Source organism: Streptomyces sp. NPDC005706 (genome assembly GCF_040631045.1).
GTDB lineage: Bacteria > Actinomycetota > Actinomycetes > Streptomycetales > Streptomycetaceae > Streptomyces.
On sequence record NZ_JBEXYS010000005.1, the window covers coordinates 390,603 to 414,097 of the forward strand.

General features: G+C 70.0%; 18 protein-coding genes and 1 tRNA gene. 8 read left to right on the top strand and 11 right to left on the bottom strand.

Features of this window, described 5'->3' with window-relative positions:
• Positions 1-35 precede the first annotated feature (35 nt).
• Positions 36-794: a glycosyltransferase gene (locus ABZ478_RS13075; RefSeq protein WP_359548358.1), complete on the top strand. Its 759-nt coding sequence runs from the start codon at positions 36-38 to the stop codon at positions 792-794.
• A gap of 16 nt (positions 795-810) precedes the next feature.
• Here the strand turns inward: ABZ478_RS13075 and ABZ478_RS13080 are convergent, their stop codons facing one another.
• Positions 811-999 (bottom strand): ferredoxin, encoded by a 189-nt coding sequence (locus ABZ478_RS13080; RefSeq protein ID WP_359548231.1) that lies wholly within the window; start codon positions 997-999, stop codon positions 811-813.
• A gap of 469 nt (positions 1,000-1,468) precedes the next feature.
• On the opposite strand from ABZ478_RS13080, the gene ABZ478_RS13085 reads away from it, so the two are divergent.
• Positions 1,469-5,848, top strand: a complete 4,380-nt coding sequence (locus ABZ478_RS13085) for a WD40 repeat domain-containing protein (protein WP_359548232.1) — start codon at positions 1,469-1,471, stop codon at positions 5,846-5,848.
• 269 nt (positions 5,849-6,117) lie between these two features.
• Here the strand turns inward: ABZ478_RS13085 and ABZ478_RS13090 are convergent, their stop codons facing one another.
• The 10 genes from ABZ478_RS13090 to dnaA all read right to left on the bottom strand — a co-directional run bounded on the left by ABZ478_RS13090 (position 6,118) and on the right by dnaA (position 19,351).
• Positions 6,118-6,309 (bottom strand): hypothetical protein, encoded by a 192-nt coding sequence (locus tag ABZ478_RS13090; RefSeq protein WP_359548235.1) that lies wholly within the window; start codon positions 6,307-6,309, stop codon positions 6,118-6,120.
• A 98-nt stretch (positions 6,310-6,407) separates the two neighbouring features.
• Positions 6,408-6,481 (bottom strand) — tRNA-Ile (locus ABZ478_RS13095).
• A gap of 111 nt (positions 6,482-6,592) precedes the next feature.
• Positions 6,593-7,324 carry a DUF3566 domain-containing protein gene (locus tag ABZ478_RS13100; RefSeq protein WP_359548237.1) on the bottom strand — a complete coding sequence of 244 codons (732 nt, stop codon included), beginning with the start codon at positions 7,322-7,324 and terminating at the stop codon, positions 6,593-6,595.
• 18 nt (positions 7,325-7,342) lie between these two features.
• Positions 7,343-9,937, bottom strand: a complete 2,595-nt coding sequence (gene gyrA / locus ABZ478_RS13105; RefSeq protein WP_359548239.1) for a DNA gyrase subunit A — start codon at positions 9,935-9,937, stop codon at positions 7,343-7,345.
• Between the two features lie 42 nt (positions 9,938-9,979).
• Entirely contained in the window at positions 9,980-12,061 is a 2,082-nt protein-coding gene (gyrB, locus tag ABZ478_RS13110) for a DNA topoisomerase (ATP-hydrolyzing) subunit B (protein WP_359548241.1), read from the bottom strand.
• Between the two features lie 379 nt (positions 12,062-12,440).
• Positions 12,441-12,974 carry a DciA family protein gene (locus ABZ478_RS13115; protein WP_351661786.1) on the bottom strand — a complete coding sequence of 178 codons (534 nt, stop codon included), beginning with the start codon at positions 12,972-12,974 and terminating at the stop codon, positions 12,441-12,443.
• The gene (gene recF / locus ABZ478_RS13120; protein ID WP_359548242.1) at positions 12,971-14,092 is read right to left on the bottom strand and encodes a DNA replication/repair protein RecF; all 1,122 of its coding nucleotides are present in this window, start codon (positions 14,090-14,092) and stop codon (positions 12,971-12,973) included. Before recF ends, ABZ478_RS13115 begins: the two co-directional genes overlap by 4 nt.
• Positions 14,093-14,144: 52 nt before the next feature.
• A complete protein-coding gene (gene gnd, locus ABZ478_RS13125; RefSeq protein WP_359548244.1) occupies positions 14,145-15,020 on the bottom strand; it encodes a phosphogluconate dehydrogenase (NAD(+)-dependent, decarboxylating) in 876 nt (291 codons plus the stop codon).
• A 210-nt stretch (positions 15,021-15,230) separates the two neighbouring features.
• Positions 15,231-16,361, bottom strand: a complete 1,131-nt coding sequence (dnaN, locus tag ABZ478_RS13130) for a DNA polymerase III subunit beta (RefSeq protein ID WP_359548247.1) — start codon at positions 16,359-16,361, stop codon at positions 15,231-15,233.
• 983 nt (positions 16,362-17,344) lie between these two features.
• Complete coding sequence (gene dnaA, locus ABZ478_RS13135) at positions 17,345-19,351, bottom strand: chromosomal replication initiator protein DnaA (protein ID WP_359548248.1); 2,007 nt, start codon at positions 19,349-19,351, stop codon at positions 17,345-17,347.
• A 394-nt stretch (positions 19,352-19,745) separates the two neighbouring features.
• Here dnaA and rpmH point away from each other — a divergent pair, with 394 nt between their 5' ends.
• From rpmH to rsmG, 6 genes are all read left to right on the top strand, one after another.
• A complete protein-coding gene (gene rpmH, locus ABZ478_RS13140; protein WP_005482975.1) occupies positions 19,746-19,883 on the top strand; it encodes a 50S ribosomal protein L34 in 138 nt (45 codons plus the stop codon).
• 20 nt (positions 19,884-19,903) lie between these two features.
• Positions 19,904-20,275, top strand: a complete 372-nt coding sequence (gene rnpA, locus ABZ478_RS13145) for a ribonuclease P protein component (RefSeq protein WP_358929646.1) — start codon at positions 19,904-19,906, stop codon at positions 20,273-20,275.
• A complete protein-coding gene (gene yidD / locus ABZ478_RS13150) occupies positions 20,272-20,637 on the top strand; it encodes a membrane protein insertion efficiency factor YidD (protein ID WP_359548251.1) in 366 nt (121 codons plus the stop codon). The genes rnpA and yidD overlap by 4 nt, the downstream gene beginning before the upstream one ends.
• Positions 20,638-20,640: 3 nt before the next feature.
• Positions 20,641-21,909, top strand: a complete 1,269-nt coding sequence (gene yidC, locus ABZ478_RS13155) for a membrane protein insertase YidC (RefSeq protein WP_359548254.1) — start codon at positions 20,641-20,643, stop codon at positions 21,907-21,909.
• 15 nt (positions 21,910-21,924) lie between these two features.
• On the top strand, positions 21,925-22,437 hold the full coding sequence (locus ABZ478_RS13160) for a R3H domain-containing nucleic acid-binding protein (protein ID WP_359548255.1): 513 nt from the start codon (positions 21,925-21,927) through the stop codon (positions 22,435-22,437).
• Between the two features lie 115 nt (positions 22,438-22,552).
• Positions 22,553-23,269, top strand: coding sequence for a 16S rRNA (guanine(527)-N(7))-methyltransferase RsmG (gene rsmG / locus ABZ478_RS13165; RefSeq protein ID WP_359548257.1), 717 nt, complete (start codon positions 22,553-22,555; stop codon positions 23,267-23,269).
• Positions 23,270-23,495: the final 226 nt, after the last annotated feature.

The following is a 23,495-nucleotide window of genomic DNA, read 5'->3' on the forward strand; positions in this document are numbered from 1 at the left end:
CTCACCACGTGCCCGGAAAGGTGGTGGATGCCGCCGTGCCCCGGCGCGTCACCGTTGTCACCGCTGTCCACGCCCCGTCCGCCCGCTTCCTGCCGGACGCCCACAAGTCCCTGCGCGAGCAGTGGCTCCCGGACGGCTGGGAGTGGCAGTGGCTGATCCAGGAGGACGGCCGGACCGACGAGGTGCGCCCGTACGTCCCGGACGACGAGCGGGTGAGTTTCCGGCAGGGGCGGCCGGGCGGGCCGGGCGTCGCCCGCACGATCGCGCTGGCGCGCGCGGACGGCACGTATGTGAAGGTCCTGGACGCCGACGACCGGCTCACGCCCGGTGCGCTCGCCCGTGACCTGGCCGTCCTGGAGGCCGACCGCACGATCGGCTGGACCACCTCCCGGGCCCTGGACCTGCTCCCCGACGGCTCCACGGCCGGTTTCCCCGGCGATCCGGACGACGGCCCCGTCGAGCGCGGTGCCGTACTGCGCTTCTGGAAGGAACACGGTTTCCGGGCCCAGGTCCATCCGGCGTCGCTCTGCGTCCGCCGGGACCTGCTGACGGCCCTGGGCGGCTGGATGGCCCTGCCCGCCTCCGAGGACACCGGCCTGCTGCTGGCGCTGAACGCGGTCAGCCCCGGCTGGTTCACCGGAGAGGCCGGGCTGCTGTACCGGAAGTGGGAGGGACAGGTGACCGGTCAGGCCGCGCACACCGACCCGGCCGAGCGGGACGCCCGCATGGCGGTGGTGGAGGCCAGGGCACGTGCGCTGGCCGACCTCGGCTGGACCTTCCCCGCCGACCGGTGATCGGCGCTCACCCGCGTCATTCGGTGAGCACGACGGCCTGGGAGGGACACTTCTCGGCCGCCTCACGCACCCGCGCGTCTTCCCCGGCGCCCTCCTGACCGGGCCGGACCACGCCGTACCCGTCCTCGAACGCGAACACGGACGGCGCACGGTGCGCGCACTCGGCGGAGCCGTAGCAAACGGCCCGGTCCACGGAGACCTTCATACGTCCTCCAGCCGTACGGGACCCCGGCGGCCTCCCGGGCCGGCCGGCGGTCGGTGACCGACTACCAGGACGTCACTGCCCGCTTCGGCCGCCCGGCGAACCGCCGCTTGGTACCCGGCCCGTCCGGCACCGGTCCCTCCCCTCGTGGGGACCGGTACCGGACGGGCCGGGTGGCGTCGCCCGCACCGTGTCGGCGTGTCGGCGCGGGAGCTGTGTGTCCGGGACCGCGACGTCCCTCGTGCCGTCGATGTCCACCACGCCCGGCGGGCACATTGGCCGAGATCGATCGGCACCTCGGGCCGTCCGCCCGGGTACTTGGCCGGTGGCCTGTCCGGACCGATTGTGACGATGCCGCTACCGCGTCGTGATCCTGCCATTTACAGCCCCGCCCGAGGAGGTCCCTGTCTCCGGACCAGGGTGTAGTCGCAGGTCAGCCGTATAGGGTGAGTTTTCCGGTCCGGACGTCCTGATGCGGGGGGAGTTAAGGGGTGGGACCTTGAGTTCCGACTCAGGGACACGCACGGCCTTCGCCGAGCGCCTCGCACTGCTGTACAAGGAGGCCGGCAATCCACCCCTGAAGAGCGTCTCCGAGGCGGTCGTACGGCTGCAGCGGGTGGACGAGCGGGGACGACCGGTGCGGGTGTCCGCCCAGCGGATCAGCGACTGGCGGCGGGCCAAGAACGTACCGGCCCAGTTCGCCGCCCTCGCGGCCGTCCTGCAGATCCTGATCCCGGAGGCGCGCCGCGCACGGCCGGTCCCGGTCTCCAGCGGCCTGTACGACCTGCCCCAGTGGCAGCGCCTGTGGGAGCGCGCGCTGGCCGACCCGGCCGGCGACCGTCCCGCCGTCCCCGCGCAGGAGAACCGGCGGCCTCCGGCCCAGGATCCGCCCGTAGCCGGCGGCGTGTGCCCGTACCGGGGCCTGGCTCCCTACCGCCAGGAGGACGCCCGGTGGTTCTTCGGCCGGGAGCGGAGCACCGAGTCCCTGGTGGCCCAGCTGCGCGCCGCGGAGCGGACCGGCGGACTGATCATGATCGTCGGCGCCTCCGGTGCCGGGAAGTCGTCCCTGCTGAACGCCGGCCTGGTACCCGCGGTGCGGAACGGCGCGCTCGGGGACGGCGACGGCCGGCCGACGGCCGTGCTCCAGCTGGTGCCGGGCGCCGATCCGCTGGGCGAGCTGACCCGCCGGGTCCCGGAACTGGCCGCCCTCGCCGCCGACGCACGCATGGCCGAGGCGGAGGCGGACCACCACCCGGCCGCCGTGGGCTCCGACACCCCGCGCTTCGCCCGCGCGGTACGCGAGGCGGTCACCGCATGGGCGCTCCGGGAGACGTCCGCCCCCGACGAGGAACCGCCCGGCGACACGGCTCCGGACCCGCGCCCGGCCGGAACCGGCACACCGGACACACGCGCGCCCCGGAACGACGCGGCCGGCAGGCAAGTGGACGGCAGCGACTCCCAGGTCACGCTCCTCGACGAGAAGGGCACGCGCCCGGCCTCCTCGGCCGAATCCGATTCCGGCTCCGGCTCCGGCTCCGGCTCCGAGGGCACCCTCCCGATTCCCCACCAGTCCGGCGCCCCGCTGCTCCCCCCGGACGACGCCACCGGCTCGCCTTCCCCGCCCCCGGCCGGCCCCACCCCGCCGGCCGCCTCCGCCGGGCAGCCGCGAGCGGTGATCATCGTCGACCAGTTCGAGGAGACCTTCACCCTCTGCCCCGACGAGGCGGCCCGCCGCGCCTTCGTCCGGCTGCTGCACGCGGCCTGCGCCCCGCCCCCGGACCTGCCCGGACCCGCCCCCGTCCTCGTGGTCCTCGGCATCCGCGCCGACTTCTACGAGCAGTGCCTCGGCCACCCGGAGCTGGCCGACGCGCTGCAGCACCGGCACATGGTGCTCGGGCCGCTCACCACGGCGGAACTGCGCGAGGCGGTGACCGGCCCCGCCAAGGCCGTCGGCCTGGAGCTGGAACCGGGGCTGGCCGAACTGATCGTGCGGGAGGTGAGCGCGGACGGCCCGCGCGGGGCGCACGACGCCGGAGTGCTCCCGCTCCTCTCGCACGCCCTGCTCGCCACCTGGCAGCGCCGCAAGGCGGGCCGGCTGACCCTGGCCGGCTACCGCGCGGCGGGCGGCATCCAGGGCGCGGTTGCGGCGACCGCCGAACGCGCCTGGACCAGCCTCGACCCGGCCGCCCGTACCGCGGCCCGACTGCTCCTGCTGCGTCTGGTCCGGCTGGGCGAGGACACCCAGGCCACCCGCAGGCGCGGCACCCGGCGCCAGCTGGCGCAGGAGTCGGTGGACCCCGGCAAGACGGAGGAGTCGCTCGAGGCGCTGGTGCGCGCCCGGCTGGTCACGCTCGACGCGGAGACCGTGGAGATCACCCACGAGGCGCTGCTGCACGCCTGGCCACGGCTGCGCCACTGGATCGACGAGGACCGGGGCGACCATCTGCTGCGCCAGCGGCTGGAGGAGGACGGCCGCGCCTGGGAGGCCTCCGACCGGGACAGCGCGCTGCTCTACCGGGGCTCCCGCCTCGAACAGGCCCGGGGCTGGGCGAAGTCGGCCGGGGACACCTATCTGACCCGCGGCGCGGTGCAGTTCCTCGCCGCCTCGGTCCGGCTGCGCAGGCGCACCGTCCTGATCAGCCGCGCCGCGGTGGCGGCACTGGTCGTGCTCGCCCTGCTCGCGGCCGGTTCGGCGGTGGTCGCCTGGCAGCAGCGGGACGACGCGGTCTTCGAACAGGTGATCGCGGAGGCGGACCGGGTCCAGCACACCGACCCGTCGCTGGCCGCCCAGCTCGACCTGGTGGCCCACGACCTGCGCCCCGACGACGAGGGGACGTACAGCAGGCTCATCTCGATCGTCAACGCACCCCTGGCCACCCCTCTGCTCGGCCACCACGGCGCCGTCTACCTCACCTCGTTCAGCCCCGACGGCAAGCTCCTCGCCACGGCCGGCTACGACCGGACGGTCCGCCTGTGGAACGTGGCCGACCGGGGCCGTCCCGAGCCGCTGGGCAAGCCCCTCACCGGTCACACCAGCTGGGTGAGCAGCGCCGTCTTCAGCCCGGACGGCCACACCCTTGCCAGCGCCGGGGACGACGGCACGATCCGGCTGTGGGACGTCACCGACCCAGCCCACCCGGTCCCCCTCGGCAAGCCCCTCGCCGGCCACGAGGGCACGATCTACCTGGTCGCCTTCAGTCCCGACGGACGCACCCTGGCCTCCGCGGGCGAGGACCGCACCGTACGCCTGTGGAACGTCTCCGCCCCGAGCCGGCCCCGGCCGCTCGGCGCACTCGACGGTCACACGGCCGCGGTGCGCTGTGTGACGTTCAGCCCCGACGGACGCACCCTCGCGGCCGGCGGTGACGACGGCACGATCAGGCTGTGGAACACGGCCGACCCGCGCCACCCGCGTCCGCTGCCAAAGGTGCTCACCGGCCACACGGACCTGGTGCACTCGGTGGCGTTCAGCCCCGACGGGCGCACCCTGGCCAGCGGCAGCGCGGACGACACCATCCGGCTGTGGAACACGGCCGACCCCGCGCGCGCGGCACCGGTCGGCTCACCCCTCACCGGTCACACGGGCCCCATCTGGTCCGTGGCCTTCAGCCCCGACGGCAACCGGCTCGCCGCGGCCAGCGCGGACAGCACGGCGAGCCTGTGGAACGTCGGTGATCCGGCATCGGCGTCACAGGTCGGCGAGCCGCTGGCGGGCGGCAGCGGCGAGATGTACGCCCTGGGGTTCAGCCCGGACGGCCGGACCCTCGCCACCGGCAACGGCGACGGCAAGGTCCGCCTGTGGTCGGTGCCGACGTCGGACATGACCGGCCGCGGCGGGGCGTTCCGCCCGGACGGCAAGGTGCTCGCCACGGCCGCGCGCGACGGCGCGATCCGGCTGTGGAACGTGACCGCTCCCGGCCGGCCCGTGGCCTTGGGCAAGCCCTTCATGCGGACGAACGGCGACCAGCGGTCCCTGGTGTTCTCGCCCGACGGCCGCACCCTCGCGGTGCTGACCGGGAGCCGCGTGGTGCGCCTGTGGAACGTCACCGACCCGGCCCGCCCCGTCTCCGCCGGGCCGCCGCTGGTCCTGCGGACCCGGTTCATGGGCCCGGACGCGCTGGCGTACAGCCCCGACGGGCACACCCTGGCCACCGCCTACGACGACCGCACCATCCGGCTGTGGAACGTCACCGACCCCGCCCGCGCGGTGCCGCTCGGCAAGCCGCTCACCGGGCACCGGGGCTTCGTCAACGCGCTCGCCTTCAGCCCCGACGGACGCACCCTCGCCAGCGGCAGCGCGGACAGCACCGTCCGGCTGTGGGACGTCACCGACCCGGCCCGTGCCGTGCCGCTCGGCAACCCGCTCACCAGGCACTCGGGTCCCGTCAACACGCTCGCCTACAGCCCCGACGGCCATACCCTGGCCAGCGGCAGCGACGACGACACCGTGCGGCTCTGGGACGTCACCGACCCACGCGCGGCGACCGGGCCGGGCCGGCCGCTCACCGGACACACCGAGGCGGTCACGTCGCTGACGTTCGGCGAGTCCGGCCACATCCTGGCGAGCGGCGGCAACGACAACACCGTACGGCTGTGGAACGTCACCCGGCCCTCGTCGGCCAGCGCCATCGGCCAGTCGATGAGCCCCTACGCCAAGACCGGCAACTTCCTGGCGTTCAGCCCCAACAGTCATGTGCTCGGCGTGTCCAGCGGCGCGGACACGGTCCGCCTGTGGCGCCTGGACGCCGACGCTGCCATCCGGCACATCTGCGCGGTCACCCGGGGCGTGCTGACCCCGCAGAAGTGGCACGAGTACCTGCCCCGCCTGTCCTACGACCCCCCGTGCCACTGACCGATCAAGATCGGCCAACTCCCCCTTCCAACAAGCCGGTTGCCTCCCACAACCACCTCAACCTTGTTACCCTTGGCCATGGCCCGATCGCTGGTGCATCCCCCGTCGCCAGCGGTCGGGTCTTCCGCGTGCCCGGAACCGGCGAACCCGGCTCTCAGGGGTTCTCACCGAGGCCGTCGGTCCAGGAGACAGAACTCGTTGCCTCCGTGGTCCGCCATGACGAACCACGACTGGTCACCCTGGCCGCCCTTGCCGGATCCGCTCACGCGCTATGGCACGGCAACCACGACGTACGCCATGCCGATGACGGCGGCCAAGCAGGCAACGACGACGGCGATCACGCCGATGCCCAGCAGTCCCGTCACACCGGCGATCGCTCCCCAGCCGATCCGGGTCATCCGCTCAGCCTTCTCGACCGCGCTCTCGTAGTCCCTGTCGTCGTACCAGTCCCGATCGGTCATGACACCCCCAGCAGCTCCGAAGCATAGAAGGCATGTTCCGCGTTCGCGGTGAATGCCGAAGACCCCCAGCCGGTATCGACTGGGGGTCTTCTCGCATGTGGGGCTAACAGGATTTGAACCTGTGGCCTCATCCTTATCAGGGATGCGCTCTAACCAACTGAGCTATAGCCCCGCCGCGCTCTGCGGTGTGTGTCCCGCGCGCTGACTCCTGAAGATTAGCGCACGAGGGCGGCAGTCCCAAAATCGGTTGTCGGGGGGCTGCCGGGCGAGCCCGGCGGGCGGATCACTCGTCCTCGGCCAGCGTCAGTTCGATGCCGCCCACGAAGCCCGCGGACAGGTTGTAGATGAAGGCGCCCAAGGTGGCGAGGGCCGTGGCGAGGACGACGTCGATGACCGCGATGATCGACGCGAAGGTCAGCACGTGCGGCAGGGAGAGGAAGGACTGCAGGTCGAAGCCGTTCGCCTCGTTGGAGCCGGTCGCCTCCGAGATCGTGCCGCCGACCGTCGAGAACACGCCCATCGCGTCCATGACCATCCACAGCACCGCCGAGGCGACGACCGTGCAGATGCCCAGCGCGATGGAGAGCAGGAAGCTGACCTTCATCACCGACCACGGGTCCGCCTTGGCCACCCGCAGCCGCGCCTTGCGGGTGCGCGGCGCGGTCCGCGCGCCGGTACGCGGCCGGCGCACGGCGCCGGTGGGCGTCTGCGCCGGGTAGGCCTGCGGCGGGTGGTAGGGCCCGGAGTGCTGCTCGGAGCGCCGCTCACCGGGGAGCGGAGAGGCCGACTGTCCCTCGGCGGGCTGGGTCTGCGGGCCTCGGGTGTCCGTCACGGTTCCCCCCTGGGATGCCGGCGTATCGGTGGAGGGCGATTCCTTCGCCGAGGACCTGACCGCCCTCAGCTGGGTCGTGTGCGGGTCCGCCGCACCCGCCCCGTGCGCGGCGGAGCCACGGCCGCCGCCCGCTTCCGTACCCGTGGGGGTACCGGCCGATCCGGCGCCCGTGGCTCCGCTCACGATGACTCACTCCTCGTGCTACTCCGCCGAGGGCGCCTCACCCTCGTCCGTGCCGGTGGTCGCGGCAGCCTCGTCGGTCTCGTCGACGACGTCCCCGCCGTCGACCTCCTCCGCCTCGCGCCCCGCCTCGGCGTTACGTGCGATACCGACCACGGCATCGCGCTTGCCCAGGTTGATCAGTTGGACGCCCATGGTGTCACGGCCCGTCTCCCTGACCTCGCTGACTCGCGTACGAATCACACCGCCGGACAGGGTGATGGCGAGGATCTCGTCGCTCTCCTCGACAATCAGCGCGCCGACGAGCGAGCCGCGGTCCTCCACGATCTTGGCGGCCTTGATACCGAGGCCGCCGCGACCCTGGACGCGGTACTCGTCGACGGCGGTCCGCTTCGCGTACCCGCCGTCCGTAGCGGTGAACACGAACGTACCGGGTCGAACGACATTCATCGAGAGAAGCTCGTCCGCCTCACGGAAACTCATGCCCTTGACGCCCGAGGTGGCACGGCCCATCGGTCGCAGCGTGTCGTCCGAGGCGGTGAACCTGATCGACTGCGCCTTCTTGCTGACCAGCAGGAGATCATCGTCGGCCGAGACGAGTTCGGCACCGATCAGTTCGTCGTCGGTTCCGTCCTCCCGCTCACGCAGATTGATCGCGATCACACCGCCGGCGCGGGGCGAATCGTAATCCTTCAGAGGCGTCTTCTTGACCAGACCGGACTTCGTGGCGAGGACCAGGTACGGCGCCGCCTCATAGTCGCGGATCGCGAGGATCTCGGCGATCGCCTCGTCCGGCTGGAAGGCGAGCAGGTTCGCCACGTGCTGCCCGCGGGCCTCCCGGCCGGCCTCCGGCAGCTCGTACGCCTTCGCCCGGTACACCCGGCCCTTGTTCGTGAAGAACAGCAGCCAGTGGTGCGTGGTGGAGACGAAGAAGTGGTCGACGATGTCGTCTTCCTTCAGCTTCGTACCGCGCACGCCCTTGCCGCCGCGCTTCTGCGCCCGGTAGTCGTCCGTCTTGGTCCGCTTGACGTAGCCACCGCGCGTGACGGTGACGACGATGTCCTCCTCGGCGATCAGGTCCTCGATGGACATGTCGCCCTCGTACGGGATCAGCTTCGTCTGCCGGTCGTCGCCGTACTTCTCGACGATCGCGGCCAGCTCCTCGCTGACGATCCCGCGCTGACGGACCGGCGAGGCGAGGATCTCGTTGTACTGGTTGATCTTCGCCTGGAGCTCGTCGTGCTCCTGGACGATCTTCTGGCGCTCCAGGGCGGCCAGCCGCCGCAGCTGCATCTCGAGGATCGCGTTGGCCTGGATCTCGTCGATCTCCAGGAGGCCCATCAGGCCGCCGCGCGCGATCTCGACGGTGTCACTGCGCCGGATCAGCGCGATGACCTCGTCGATGGCGTCCAGGGCCTTCAGCAGACCGCGCAGGATGTGCGCCCGCTCCTCGGCCTTGCGCAGCCGGAACCGGGTCCGGCGGACGATGACCTCGATCTGGTGCGTCACCCAGTGGCGGATGAACGCGTCCAGGGACAGCGTGCGCGGCACGCCGTCGACGAGCGCCAGCATGTTGGCGCCGAAGTTCGTCTGCAGGTCGGTGTGCTTGTACAGGTTGTTCAGGACGACCTTGGCGACCGCGTCCCGCTTCAGCACGATGACCAGGCGCTGGCCCGTACGGGACGAGGTCTCGTCGCGGACGTCGGCGATGCCGCCGATCTTCCCGTCCTTCACCAGGTCGGCGATCTTCTGCGCCAGGTTGTCCGGGTTCACCTGGTACGGCAGCTCGGTCACCACCAGGCACTGCCGGTTCTGGATCTCCTCGACCTCGACCACCGCGCGCATCGTGATGGAGCCACGGCCCGTGCGGTACGCCTCCTCGATGCCCTTGCGGCCCACGACGAGCGCCCCGGTCGGAAAGTCCGGGCCCTTGATGCGCTCCATGAGCGCGTCCAGCAGCTCCTCGTGCGAGGCCTCGGGGTTCTCCAGGTACCACTGGGCGCCGGCCGCGACCTCGCGCAGATTGTGCGGCGGGATGTTGGTCGCCATACCGACCGCGATACCGGCCGAGCCGTTGATCAGCAGGTTCGGGAAGCGGGCCGGCAGGACGGTCGGCTCCTGGGAGCGGCCGTCGTAGTTGTCCGTGAAGTCGACGGTCTCCTCGTCGATGTCACGAACCATCTCCATCGACAGCGGCGCCATCTTGCACTCGGTGTAGCGCATCGCCGCCGCCGGGTCGTTGCCCGGGGAGCCGAAGTTGCCGTTGGAGTCCACCAGCGGCATCCGCATCGACCACGGCTGGGCGAGGCGCACCAGGGCGTCGTAGATCGAGGAGTCGCCGTGCGGGTGGTAGTTGCCCATGACGTCGCCGACGACACGGGCGCACTTGTAGAAGCCGCGTTCGGGGCGGTAGCCGCCGTCGTACATCGCGTACAGCACACGGCGGTGGACGGGCTTGAGACCGTCACGGACGTCGGGCAGCGCGCGGGACACGATGACGGACATCGCGTAGTCCAGATACGAGCGCTGCATCTCCGTCTCGAGCCCGACGGGCTCGACACGCATCACGATTTCGCCGCCCTCTTCAGGGGTGACAGGAGTGTTCTCGTCGGCCATTGCTGGTGAAGATCCTTCCTGGTGCGGTCAGCTGAGACCGACTCAGATGTCGAGGAAGCGGACGTCCTTGGCGTTGCGCTGGATGAACGCGCGTCGGGCCTCGACGTCCTCGCCCATCAGAACCGAGAACAGGTCGTCGGCCTGGGCGGCGTCGTCGAGCGTGACCTGGCCGAGGACCCGGTGCTCCTGGTCCATGGTGGTCACCCGCAGCTCCTCGGCGTTCATCTCGCCGAGACCCTTGAAGCGCTGGATCGAGTCCTCGCGGACACGCTTGCCGCGCTGCCGCCCCAGCTCGATCAGCGCGTCGCGCTCGCGGTCCGAGTACGCGTACTCCGTGTCGTCCCGGCCCCACTTGATCTTGTACAGCGGCGGGCGGGAGAGGTACACGTGCCCGGCCTCGACCAGCGGCCGCATGAAGCGGAACAGGAAGGTCAGCAGCAGGGTGCTGATGTGCTGGCCGTCGACGTCGGCGTCCGCCATCAGGATGATCTTGTGATAGCGGAGCTTCTCGATGTCGAAGTCCTCGTGCACACCCGTGCCGAACGCGGAGATCAGCGCCTGGATCTCCTGGTTCTGCAGGATCTTGTCGATCCTGGCCTTCTCGACGTTGAGGATCTTGCCGCGGATCGGGAGGATCGCCTGGTACTGCGGGTTCCGGCCCGACTTGGCCGAACCGCCGGCGGAGTCACCCTCGACGATGAAGATCTCGCACTTGGTGGGGTCGTTCGACTGGCAGTCGGAGAGCTTGCCCGGCAGGGACGCCGACTCCAGCAGACCCTTGCGCCGGGTCAGGTCACGGGCCTTGCGGGCCGCGACGCGCGCGGTGGCCGCCTGGATGCCCTTGCGGATGATGTCCGCGGCCTCGACCGGATTGCGGTCCAGCCAGTCGTTGAGGTGCTCGTAGACCGCCCGCTGCACGAAGGTCTTCGCCTCCGTGTTGCCCAGCTTGGTCTTCGTCTGGCCCTCGAACTGCGGCTCGCTCAGCTTGACCGAGATGATCGCGGTCAGACCCTCACGGATGTCGTCACCGGTGAGGTTGTCGTCCTTCTCGCGCAGCAGCTTCTTGTCACGCGCGTACTTGTTGATCAGGCTCGTGAGGGCCGCACGGAAGCCCTCCTCGTGCGTACCGCCCTCATGCGTGTGGATGATGTTCGCGAACGAGTACACACCCTCGCTGTAGCCGCTGTTCCACTGCATCGCGACCTCGAGGGACAGGCTCTTGTCCCTGTCCTCCGCCTCCAGGTCGATGACGGTGGGGTGCACCACGTCGCCCTTGCGGGAGTTGAGGTACTTCACGAAGTCGACGATGCCGCCCTCGTAGTGGTACGTGACCGACTTGACCTCGGCCTTCTCGTCCGCGCCCGCCTCGTCCGCACCGCTGGTGGCCTTCGCCGACTCGCGCTCGTCCGTGAGCTTGAGCGTCAGCCCCTTGTTGAGGAACGCCATCTCCTGGAAACGCCGCGACAGCGTCTCGAAGGAGTACTCGGTGGTCTCGAAGATCTCCGGGTCGGCCCAGAACGTGACCGACGTGCCGGTCCGCTCGATGGCCTCGTGCTTGGCCAGCGGGGCGGTCGGAACGCCCATCTTGTAGTCCTGCGTCCAGCGGTGGCCGTCGGTCCTGACCTCGACGGAGACCTTGGACGACAGGGCGTTCACGACGGAGACACCGACACCGTGCAGACCGCCGGAGACCGCGTAGCCGCCGCCGCCGAACTTGCCGCCCGCGTGCAGCACGGTCAGCACGACCTCGAGAGCCGGCTTGCCCTCGGAGGGCACGATGCCCACCGGAATGCCACGCCCGTTGTCGATGACCCGCACGCCGCCGTCGGCGAGGATCGTCACGTCGATGGTGTCCGCGTAACCAGCCAGCGCCTCGTCGACCGAGTTGTCGACGACCTCGTACACCAGGTGGTGCAGACCGCGCTCACCGGTCGAACCGATGTACATGCCGGGTCGCTTGCGGACCGCGTCCAGCCCTTCGAGCACGGTGATGGCGCTGGCGTCGTAGGAGGCGGAGGCCGTGCCGGATGCCGCGGCCCCGCCGGTCACGCCGGCGTCGATGGACGGGATGTTCTCGTTGGGGTTGCCGGAATCGGCCACGAAGCGCCCTTTCTGGCACAGCACGAGCCAGGCTCCTGTGGGTGCCCCTCCTGGAGAGGGTTACCGGAGCGGCTGCGGCATGTTGCGTCGGTAAGCCTTGATCAGCGTTGCTCAGCTTTTCCCGGACGTCCCCACGACTGGGGCGGGATTGTCTCCCAGTCTACCGGTAGCGCCGACAGTGATGGGGGTTTGCCGGTACCTGAGTCCCCATGTGCCGCCCTGAACCGGTCTCGGCCGGGTACCGATATAGGGAAGGGGGCTCCAAGGGGCTCACAGCGGCACTCAGCGCTTCGAGCCGTCAAACCTTGGCTACTGGCGGGTCAGCACGTGATCCACACCTGTGCACCGCGCCCCGGCACGGGCTCCGACGGCACCGCGCGACGACCACCGGACGTGAGGTACGTCACCCGTAGGTGTCGCCGGGCCCGGTGCTCCCCGGAGCCCGCAGCGGCCCGTAACGCCGGGCCGGACCACCCGGACCGTTCACCTTGATCAGCCGGACCGTGCCGTGCCCGAGGTCCTCGTTGAGCCGGGCCACCAGCGTCGGGGCGAGCAGCCGCAACTGGGTCGCCCAGGCCGTCGAGTCGCAGCTCACCGACAGCACCCGCTCGTCCTCGTCGTACCGCTGCGGCACACAGTGCTTCGCCAGGTCCTCGCCCACGATCTGCGGCCAGCGGCCCATGACCCCGCCCACCGCGGCCGGCGTCTCCCAGCCCCGCTCGGTGAGCAGCCGGTTGATCGCCGCCCCGAGCGCCATCGGGTCCCGGCCGTCGGCCCGCGCACCCGAACGCAGACCGCCGCCGCGCCGCGCCTGCTTCTTCTGCCGCGCCGCGTCACCGCGCGCGCGTGCCTGCTCCTTCGCCGCGCGCAACGCCACCCGCGCGAGGTCGACACCGGACGGCTCGTCCTTCTTCGGGGTGGGTTCCTCGGTGCTCATACGCGCTCCACCGTCCCGCCGGCCACCGCGTACCGCGCACCGGCCAGCACATGAGGTACGTCGTCGTCCACAGCGGCGGTGACCAGCACCTGCTCACCGGGCGCGACCAGCTCAGCCAGCCGTTCCCGGCGACGGGCGTCCAGCTCGGCGAAGACGTCGTCCAGGACCAGCACCGGCTCGTTGCCCTCCGCGCGCAGCAGGTCGTACGAGGCCAGCCGCAGCGCGAGGGCGTACGACCACGACTCCCCGTGCGACGCGTACCCCTTGGCGGGCAGCTGACCGAGTTTGAGAACCAGATCGTCCCGGTGGGGGCCCACGAGGGTCACACCCCGCTCGATCTCCTGCTTGCGCGCCTCACCCAGGGCCGCCATCAGCTGACCGTGGAGATCCTCGCGCGTGTGGGCCTCACCCGGCGCCGACGGCTTGTACTCCAGCGCCACCGGCCCGCCACCGGGAGCCAGCTGCTCGTACGCCTTGTCCGCGAGCGGCTGCAGCGCGGCGATCAGATCCAGCCGCCGGGCGAGCAACTCGGCACCCGCATGCGCCAGATGCTGGTCCCACACGTCCAGGGTGGACAGATCCATGGAACGCCCGCCGTGCCGGCGCGCGAGAGCGGCAGACTTCAGCAGCGTGTTGCGCTGCTTGAGCACCCGCTCGTAGTCGGAGCGCACCCCCGCCATGCGCGGGGAACGCGCGGTGATCAGCTCGTCCAGGAACCTGCGCCGCTCCCCGGGATCGCCCTTGACCAGCGCGAGATCCTCCGGCGCGAACAGCACCGTCCGGACGATCCCCAGCACGTCCCGCGGCCTGACCTGCGAGGAACGGTTGATACGGGCCCGGTTCGCCTTGCCCGGGTTCAGCTCCAACTCGATCAGCTGCTGCCGCTCGCCCTGCCGGACCTGCGCCCGGACGACCGCGCGCTCGGCGCCCATGCGGACCAGGGGGGCGTCCGAGGCGACCCGGTGGCTGCCGAGGGTGGCGAGGTAGCCGACGGCCTCGACGAGATTGGTCTTGCCCTGCCCGTTGGGGCCGACGAAGGCGGTGACGCCCGGGTCGAGCGGAACCTCGACCCGGGCGTACGAGCGGAAGTCGGCCAGCGAAAGATGCGTGACGTGCATGGTCGTCCGCCGACCTCCCCCAGGGTTGTGGATCCCGGAGGGATCCTGTGGATTACTTCTTCTCTACGGCGTGGCCGCCGAACTGGTTGCGCAGCGCGGCGATCATCTTCATCTGCGGCGAGTCCTCCTGCCGGGAGGCGAACCGCGCGAACAGCGAGGCGGTGATCGCGGGAAGCGGCACCGCGTTGTCGATGGCGGCCTCCACGGTCCAGCGTCCCTCACCGGAGTCCTGTGCGTAACCGCGCAGGCCGTCGAGGTGCTCGTCCTCGTCCAGCGCGTTCACCGCGAGGTCGAGCAGCCAGGAACGGATGACCGTGCCCTCCTGCCAGGAACGGAAGACCTCACGCACGTCCGTGACGGAGTCGACCTTCTCCAGCAGCTCCCAGCCCTCGGCATAGGCCTGCATCATCGCGTACTCGATGCCGTTGTGGACCATCTTCGCGAAGTGGCCCGCGCCGACCTTGCCGGCGTGCACCGAGCCGAAGTCACCCTCCGGCTTGAGCGCGTCGAAGACCGGCTGCACCTTGGCGACGTTCTCGGCGTCGCCGCCGTACATCAGCGCGTACCCGTTCTCCAGGCCCCAGACGCCGCCGGAGACACCGCAGTCCACGAAGCCTATGCCCTTGGCGGCCAGCTCCTCGGCGTGCTTCTCGTCGTCCGTCCAGCGGGAGTTGCCGCCGTCCACGACCACGTCACCGGGCTCCAGGAGCTCGGCCAGCTGGTCGACGGTGGTCTGGGTGGGCTCGCCGGCCGGGACCATCACCCAGACCACGCGGGGAGCGGAGAGCTTGCCCACAAGCTCCTCCAGGCTGTGGACGTCCGCGAGGTCCGCGTTGTGGTCGTGTCCGATGACGGTGTGGCCCGCGCGGCGGATCCGCTCGCGCATGTTGCCGCCCATCTTGCCGAGGCCGACGAGACCGAGCTCCATCAGTTGTGTTCCTTAGGTCGGTGTGTGCCGTGACAGGCACCGGAGTGCCGAGCCGAGCCTAAACCCGGACGCGCGCGCACAGTTGTGGGCATACGCGCTCATACGCACGGCCTGACCTGCGGAATCCCATCCGGCTGCGGGGCTCGTCGCCCGGACACGGCGCCGGGCACCGCGACGGTGCCCGGCGACTGTGCACAGCTGTGGACGGCCTCAGCCGCTGAGCCGCACCGGCATGATCAGGTACTTGTAGGCCTCGTCCGCCTCCGCGTCCAGCGCGGGCTTGCCGCTGAGCAGCGCCGGCTTGGTGGACGTCGTGAACGACAGCTGCGCCACCGGGGAGTCGATCGCGCTCAGGCCGTCCAGCAGGAACGTGGGGTTGAAGGCGATCGAGATGTCGTCGCCGTCCAGCTGGGCGTCCACCCTTTCCACAGCCTGTGCGTCGTCGCTGGAACCGGCCTCCAGGATCAGCACGCCCTGCTCGAAGCTCAGCCGCACCGGGGTGTTCCGCTCGGCGACCAGGGCCACACGCTTGACGGCCTCCACGAAGGGGGCGGTCTCGATCACCGCGATGGAGTTGAACTCGGTCGGGAACAGCGTGCGGTACTTCGGCAGGTCGCCCTCGAGGAGACGGGTCGTCGTCCGCCGGCCGGCGCCCTCGAAACCGATCAGGCCCTCACCGGCGCCCGAGCCCGACAGCGCGAGGATGACGCTGTCACCACTGGTCAGCGCCTTGGCGGTGTCCTGGAGCGTCTTGGCGGGCACCAGGGCGACCGCGGAGACGTCCGGGTTCTCCGGCTTCCACAGGAACTCGCGGACCGCGAAGCGGTAGCGGTCGGTGGAGGCCAGGGTGACGGTGTCGCCCTCGATCTCGATGCGCACACCGGTGAGGACGGGCAGCGTGTCGTCACGGCCGGCGGCGATGGCGACCTGGGACACGGCCGCCGCGAAGACCTCGCCGGGCACGGTGCCGGTCGCGTTCGGCATCTGCGGCAGCGCCGGGTACTCCTCCACAGGCAGGGTGTGGAGTGTGAACCGCGAGGAACCGCAGACCACGGTCGCCCGTACACCGTCTGTGGAAATCTCCACCGGCCGGTTGGGGAGGGCGCGGGAGATGTCGGCGAGCAGCCGGCCGGAGACGAGGACGGTGCCGTCCTCGTCGACCTCGGCCTCGACGCTGACCTTCGCGGAGACCTCGTAGTCGAAGCTCGACAGGCTCAGCTGGCCGTCCTCGGCCTTCAGCAGCAGCCCGGCGAGGACAGGCGCCGGCGGACGGGCCGGGAGGCTGCGTGCCGCCCAGGCCACTGCCTCCGCGAGTACGTCGCGTTCCACCCGGATCTTCACCGTAAGCCGCCTCCTGCTGTTGCTACTGAGTCCTCCGACTCGGTGTCACCGCCCACTGCGACGGGAAGGACACCGGGGACCAGTCTGACGCACCGCACTGACAGTAGGTGCCTGTCGGGGTCAAGTCGCTCCGAGGGGCAGCCGAGCTCGAGACGGCGAGTTGTGCACAGGCCCCGCTTCGAAACGGATTCCCAGCTCTCTCTAGTTGGGAGTAGTAGTAGGGGCTGTGGATACCGTGGATAACCGCGTTTTCCCAGCTCAGACCCACAATTTTGTCCACTGACCCTGTGGGTGGGACCAGTGGACAACTCAGGGTCTCTGTGGAGAACGGAAAGTTCTGCACACACCGCCCACAGCTCGAGCCCGGTTCTCCCCAGCTGCGTCCCCAGGATCATCCACGTTTCCCACACCCCGATCCGGCAGCCTTGTGTGACGGCTTTCACTCGACGCGGTGATCTGGTGCGTCGCGTTGCCGAACAGTGGACAGCCATGTGGAGAAGCCGGAGATCGCTGGGGACAACCTGCTCCAGCCTGTGGGCCGCCCGTGGACAACTCCGTGCACAGCCTGTGGATCACCGCCTCGTCCACAGGCTGTGGAGATCCGTCGTCCACGATTCCACAGGCCGTTGAGCTGCGCGGACGTCACTTCCCCAGAGTCCCTGTGGACGCGGTTCGGGACAACTCCACGGTCCCCAGGATGTGGAGGGAAGAAAGTCGGCGAATCTGTGGAGGGTGGCCGTAACTACGCAGATATTCGAACACCCGGTGGCCGGGGAGAACCTCGGCGAACGACGGCGGCCCGTCGAAGGACCGTGGGCAGCCCGTCCGTAGCCCGTCGACAGTCGGCCGGCAGCCGGCCGGGAACGTCCGCGGCGGAGGTGTCGGCGACCGCGCAGGAGGCTCTCCGCACGCACCGGAGGGACACAGAAGGGCGCCCCCGGGATCTCCTCCCGGGGGCGCCCTCCACGCGGTCTGCGGCTGGGTCAGCCGTTCTTGATGCGGTTGGTCAGCTCGGTCACCTGGTTGTAGATCGAGCGCCGCTCGGCCATCAGCGCGCGGATCTTGCGGTCGGCGTGCATGACGGTCGTGTGGTCGCGGCCGCCGAACTGCGCGCCGATCTTCGGCAGTGACAGGTCGGTCAGCTCACGGCACAGGTACATGGCGATCTGCCGGGCGGTGACCAGCGCGCGGCCGCGCGAGGTGCCGCACAGGTCCTCCACCGTCAGACCGAAGTAGTCGGCGGTGGCCGCCATGATGGCCGGCGCCGTGATCTCCGGTGCGGAGTCCTCGCCGCCGGGGATCAGGTCCTTCAAAACGATCTCGGTCAGCCCCAGGTCCACCGGCTGGCGGTTGAGCGATGCGAACGCCGTCACCCGGATCAGCGCGCCCTCCAGCTCACGGATGTTGCGCGAGATCCGGGAGGCGATGAACTCCAGGACCTCCGGCGGGGCGTTGAGCTGTTCCTGGACCGCCTTCTTGCGCAGGATCGCGATGCGCGTCTCCAGCTCGGGCGGCTGGACGTCGGTGATCAGACCCCACTCGAAACGGTTCCGCAGCCGGTCCTCCAGCGTGACCAGCTGCTTGGGCGGCCGGTCGGAGGAGAGCACGATCTGCTTGTTGGCGTTGTGGAGCGTGTTGAAGGTGTGGAAGAACTCCTCCTGCGTCGACTCCTTGTCCGCCAGGAACTGGATGTCGTCGACGAGCAGGATGTCCATCTCGCGGTAGCGCTTGCGGAAGCTGTCGCCCTTGCCGTCGCGGATGGAGTTGATGAACTCGTTGGTGAACTCCTCGGAGCTGACGTACCGCACCCGCGTGCCCGGGTAGAGGCTGCGCGCGTAGTGCCCGATGGCGTGCAGCAGATGCGTCTTGCCGAGCCCCGACTCCCCGTAGATGAACAGGGGGTTGTACGCCTTCGCCGGCGCTTCGGCGACGGCCACCGCGGCCGCGTGCGCGAACCGGTTGGAGGCGCCGATGACGAAGGTGTCGAAGAGGTACTTGGGGTTCAGCCGCGCGGTGGGCTCGCCGGGACCGCTCGCGGGCGCGGGCTGCGCGGCCAGCGGGCCGGGGGCGCCGCCCGTACCGGCCGGCGGCAGGTCCGGACGGCCCGGGCCGCCGCGGCGCGCCGGACCGGCGCCCGACGGCTGATCGGGCAGCTCTCGGCGGACCGGGTCGCGCTGGTCGTAGTCGGCGCGGGGCGGGTCGTAGTCCTGCCGGTCCCGGCGGTCGTCCCCGCGGTCGTAGGCCTGCCGGTCCTTGCGCTCGTAGTCCTGCCGGGAGTCGTACTCCGGGCGGTCGTACTCGGAGCGGGGGCCGTCGTACTCGCCGCGCTGCTGCTCGTACGCGGGACGCTCACGGCCCGGCGAACGGTAGTCCTGCGACGGCGGACCGTAGCTGTCCTGGGAGGGAGTGCCGTAGGAGTCCTGCGGCGGGGAGGCGTAGGGGTCGCGTTCGGGGAAACCGAGCCGCGGCTGCTGCCAGCCGCCGTACTCGTCCCGTGCGGGGCGCGGCCAGGCGCCGGGTTCGGGCCGCTGGTATTCGGAGGGGTAGGCGGGCCGCGCGGTGGGGAGCTGGTCCCCGCGGGACGGTTCGCCGCCCTGCTGCGGATCGGGCGCGCGGTGGCGGCCGTAGCCCTCGTACGGTCCGGAGGGCAGTTCGGGTTCCTCGTAGCGCGGCTGCGGCTCGGGCGTGGACGCCTTCGGGGCCGGCGGCTCGCCCATGGAGTCGTCGACGGTGATCGCGATGCGGATGGGGCGGCCGCACTCGCGGCTGAGGGTCTCGCTCACGATCGGTGCGAGACGGCCTTCCAGTACGCCCTTCGCGAATTCGTTCGGCACCGCGAGCAGGGCGGTGTCCGCGACCAGCGCGAGTGGCTGGCAGCGCCGGATCCAGTGCTCGTCCTTCGCCTCGACACCCTGTCCGCGGCCCTCGCCGAGGAGCTGCTCCAGTACTCGTGGCCACACTGCGGCAAGATCGGCAGGTACGTCAGCCACAGGGCACGCTCTCTCGCAGGTCCCACGAACGTGTGGTCCGGGGACGGGTTCAGGGTGAAGATCGGTGGACGGGTGGGGCGGTCCGGCTCGGGCCGGGGCAAGGGAACGAATCGGAGTCCAGCCACGGTAGTCAGCGCGGCGGGTACGGTTCAAGTTGTTGTCCCCAGCCTGTGGACAGTGTCCCTCCTGACCCCTGGTTTGACCGAATGGCGCAGCCCCGCGTACCGTAACCAGGTCGAGTTGTCGATGGCTGCTGCCGCCTGCCTCCGATGGGCACAGATCGCTGAAGGTGATCGGGAAGCGGTGCACTCGGGCGTGACGCGAGCTACTCGTGGGCGCACGGTGACAGCCAGGACGGCACCCCGCCACTACCGATTTCTTCTGGAGCCCCCGAGTGAGCAAGCGCACCTTCCAGCCGAACAACCGTCGTCGCGCGAAGACCCACGGCTTCCGCCTGCGGATGCGCACCCGTGCCGGCCGCGCGATTCTCGCGAACCGCCGCAGCAAGGGTCGCGCAAGCCTGTCCGCCTGATTCGATCAGGTCATGACGTCGTGCTGCCTACCGAGCATCGGCTGAGGCGGCGCGAGGACTTCGCGACCGCTGTACGACGGGGTCGCCGGGCCGGTCGCCCGCTCCTCGTCGTCCACCTTCGTAGCGGTGCCACGGACCCGCACGCGCCTGGGGAGAGCGCTCCCCCGACGCGTGCGGGTTTCGTCGTGAGCAAGGCAGTGGGTGGCGCGGTCGTGCGCAACCAAGTCAAGCGCAGACTGCGCCACCTGATGCGTGACCGAGTCGCCCTTTTTCCCCCCGGTAGCCTGGTAGTCGTACGAGCGCTGCCCGGAGCGGGCGACGCAGACCACGCACAGCTGGCCCGAGACCTGGACGCCGCCGTGGAGCGGCTGCTGGGAGGGGGCGCGCGATGAAGTACCCACTGCTGGCCCTGATCAAGCTGTACCAGTGGACGATCAGTCCACTCCTTGGGCCGGTGTGCAAGTACTACCCGTCGTGCTCCCACTATGGCTTCACGGCCATCGACCGGCACGGTGCGATCAAGGGAACGGCACTCACCGCCTGGCGCATTCTCCGGTGCAATCCGTGGTCGCTCGGCGGTGTGGACCATGTCCCGCCGCGCAAGCGCCCGCGGTGGCACGAAATGCTGCGCAACGCTTGGTGCGCACGCAAGGGCGGAACCTCCGCCGCCGAACCGGCCACCGAGGAGAGGACTCGATCCGAGCTCTCTTCGAGCCCGGCCGCAGAGACTTCGTCCCATGCCCAAGGAGCATGATTAGTGGACACGATTGCCAGTCTTTTCAGCTTCATCACGACACCCGTCTCATGGGTCATCGTCCAGTTCCACACGGTGTACGGCGCCATCTTCGGCCCTGACACCGGATGGGCCTGGGGCCTGTCCATCGTGTCCCTGGTGATCCTGATCCGCATCTGCCTGATCCCGCTCTTCGTGAAGCAGATCAAGGCGACCCGGGCCATGCAGACGCTCCAGCCCGAGATGAAGAAGATCCAGGAGCGCTACAAGAACGACAAGCAGCGCCAGTCCGAAGAGATGATGAAGCTGTACAAGGAGTCGGGTACCAACCCGCTCTCCTCGTGCCTTCCCATCCTGGCGCAGTCGCCGTTCTTCTTCGCCCTGTATCACGTGCTCAACGGCATCGCCTCGGGCCAGACCATCGGCGTCATCAACGCGTCGCTGCTGGAGAGCGCCCGTAAGGCGCACATCTTCGGTGCCCCGCTCGCCGCGAAGTTCAAGGACAGCGCCAGTACGATCGAGGCCCTGGGCGCCTCGGTCACCGACGTCCGCGTCGTGACCGTGGTCATGATCGTCATGATGTCGGCGTCGCAGTTCTACACGCAGCGCCAGCTGATGACGAAGAACGTCGACACCACGGTGAAGACGCCGTTCATGCAGCAGCAGAAGATGCTGATGTACGTCTTCCCCATCATGTTCGCCGTCTTCGGTATCAACTTCCCGGTCGGTGTCCTCATCTACTGGCTGACCACCAACGTGTGGACCATGGGCCAGCAGATGTACGTCATCCACAACAACCCGACCCCGGGCTCCAAGGCCCAGGCCGCCTACCTCGAGCGCCTGACCAAGCACGTGACCCAGCACGGCAAGGTCCGTCGGCGGAGTGAGAAGACCATCGTCAAGGCGATCGTCGCCAAGGGCCGTGACCGCAACGAGTTCGAGCGCAAGTTCATCAACGGCCTGACCAAGGCGGGCCTCGCGGCTCAGACCGACGGCACCGTGGTGAAGGGCGAGAGCCAGGCCTTGGCGCAGGCCGAGGACGGTACGACCACCGCCACCGCCGCGCGGCGTCAGCAGCCCAAGCGCCAGAGCAAGTCTCAGCGTCAGTCCGGCGTGACCAAGCAGGCGGGCGACGCTCTCTCGCTGGAGAAGTCCGACGACGAGCCGCAGGACGACGTCAAGCCCGCCGCTGCCAAGCAGCCCCAGAAGCCCGGCTCCGGCACCCGCAGCAAGGCCCAGTCCGGGCAGCGCAAGGGTGGCCCGCAGCGGCCCAAGTCCCCGTCCAAGAAGTAAGAAGGAGCCCATCCCGTGACGGAAGGCACCACCTCCGCCGCTGCCGAGGGTGCAGACACCCTCACCCGCCTGGAGCAGGAGGGCGAGATCGCGGCGGACTACCTGGAGGGCCTGCTCGACATCGCCGACCTCGACGGCGACATCGACATGGACGTCGAGGCCGATCGCGCCTCTGTGTCGATCATCAGCGACGCCGGCGGCCGTGACCTGCAGAAGCTGGTCGGCCGGGACGGCGAGGTGCTTGAGGCTCTCCAGGAGCTCACGCGCCTGGCCGTGCACCGGGAGACCGGTGACCGCAGTCGGCTGATGCTGGACATCGCGGGCTACCGGGCCAAGAAGCGCGCCGAGCTGTCGGAGCTGGGCGCCAAGGCCGCCGCCGAGGTCAAGAGCACCGGCGAGCCCGTGAAGCTCGAGCCCATGACGCCGTTCGAGCGCAAGGTCGTGCACGACGCGGTCAAGACCGCGGGGCTGCGCAGTGAGTCCGAGGGCGAGGAGCCCCAGCGGTTCGTCGTCGTGCTGCCTGCCTGATCGGCTCCTCTCGTTTCACGGCCCCGTCTGCCTGCAGACGGGGCCGAACTTTGTCAGCCTGGTAGTTCTGGTGGCCGGTGCACGAAGCCCGGCGCTGTACGGAAGGACGGTCCCCGTGACGGAGGCAGCGGAGCTTCCCCCCGCGCCCGAACAGGCGCGGGAAGTGTTCGGTGAGCGTTTCGCCGATGCGGTTCGCTATGCGGAGCTGCTCGCCGAGGCGGGAGTGCAGCGTGGCCTGATCGGCCCGCGCGAAGTGCCCCGCCTGTGGGAACGGCACCTGCTGAACTGCGCGGTCCTCTCGGAGGCGGTTCCTGAGGGGGTGACGGTGTGCGACGTCGGCTCCGGAGCCGGCCTGCCGGGCATCCCGCTGGCCCTGGTCCGGAACGACCTGAACATCACCCTGCTGGAGCCCCTGCTGCGGCGGACCAACTTCCTCACCGAGGTGGTCGAGCTGCTGGGCCTGGACCATGTCACCGTGGTGCGTGGCCGGGCCGAGGAAGTCATGGGGAAGCTCCCACCGGTCCATGTGGTGACCGCCCGTGCCGTGGCTCCGCTGGACCGGCTGGCCACTTGGGGCATCCCTCTGCTGCGTCCCTACGGCGAGATGCTGGCGCTCAAGGGGGACACCGCCGAGGAGGAGCTGAAGTCGGCCGCTACCGCCCTCAGCAAGCTGGGTGCGGTGTCGACGTCCATCCTTCATGTCGGCGACGGTGTGGTGGATCCTGCGTCCACCGTGGTCCGGGTGGAGGTCGGTGAGAGCCCGGGCGGTGTGCGGTTCGCCGCCAAGCGGGCCAAGGCCGCTCGAACGGGGCGGACACGACGACGTCGCTGATCCGTGGGCCCAACGTCTCGGGCCCGAATCGTGAACGAGGCGTACTCCACACAAGCTGCCAAACCCATGCAAGCCGGAGTGTCGCGGAGATCCGGTCGCTGTAGCTGTGCATCGTGTTTCACGTGAAACGTCGCTCACTGCTGCACGGCATCATCAGTCGGGGCCGCGCTGCGGCCGAACCTCGTGACCGTAAGCCTCTCGGTTCACTCGGAAAGGCAGCGGAGTT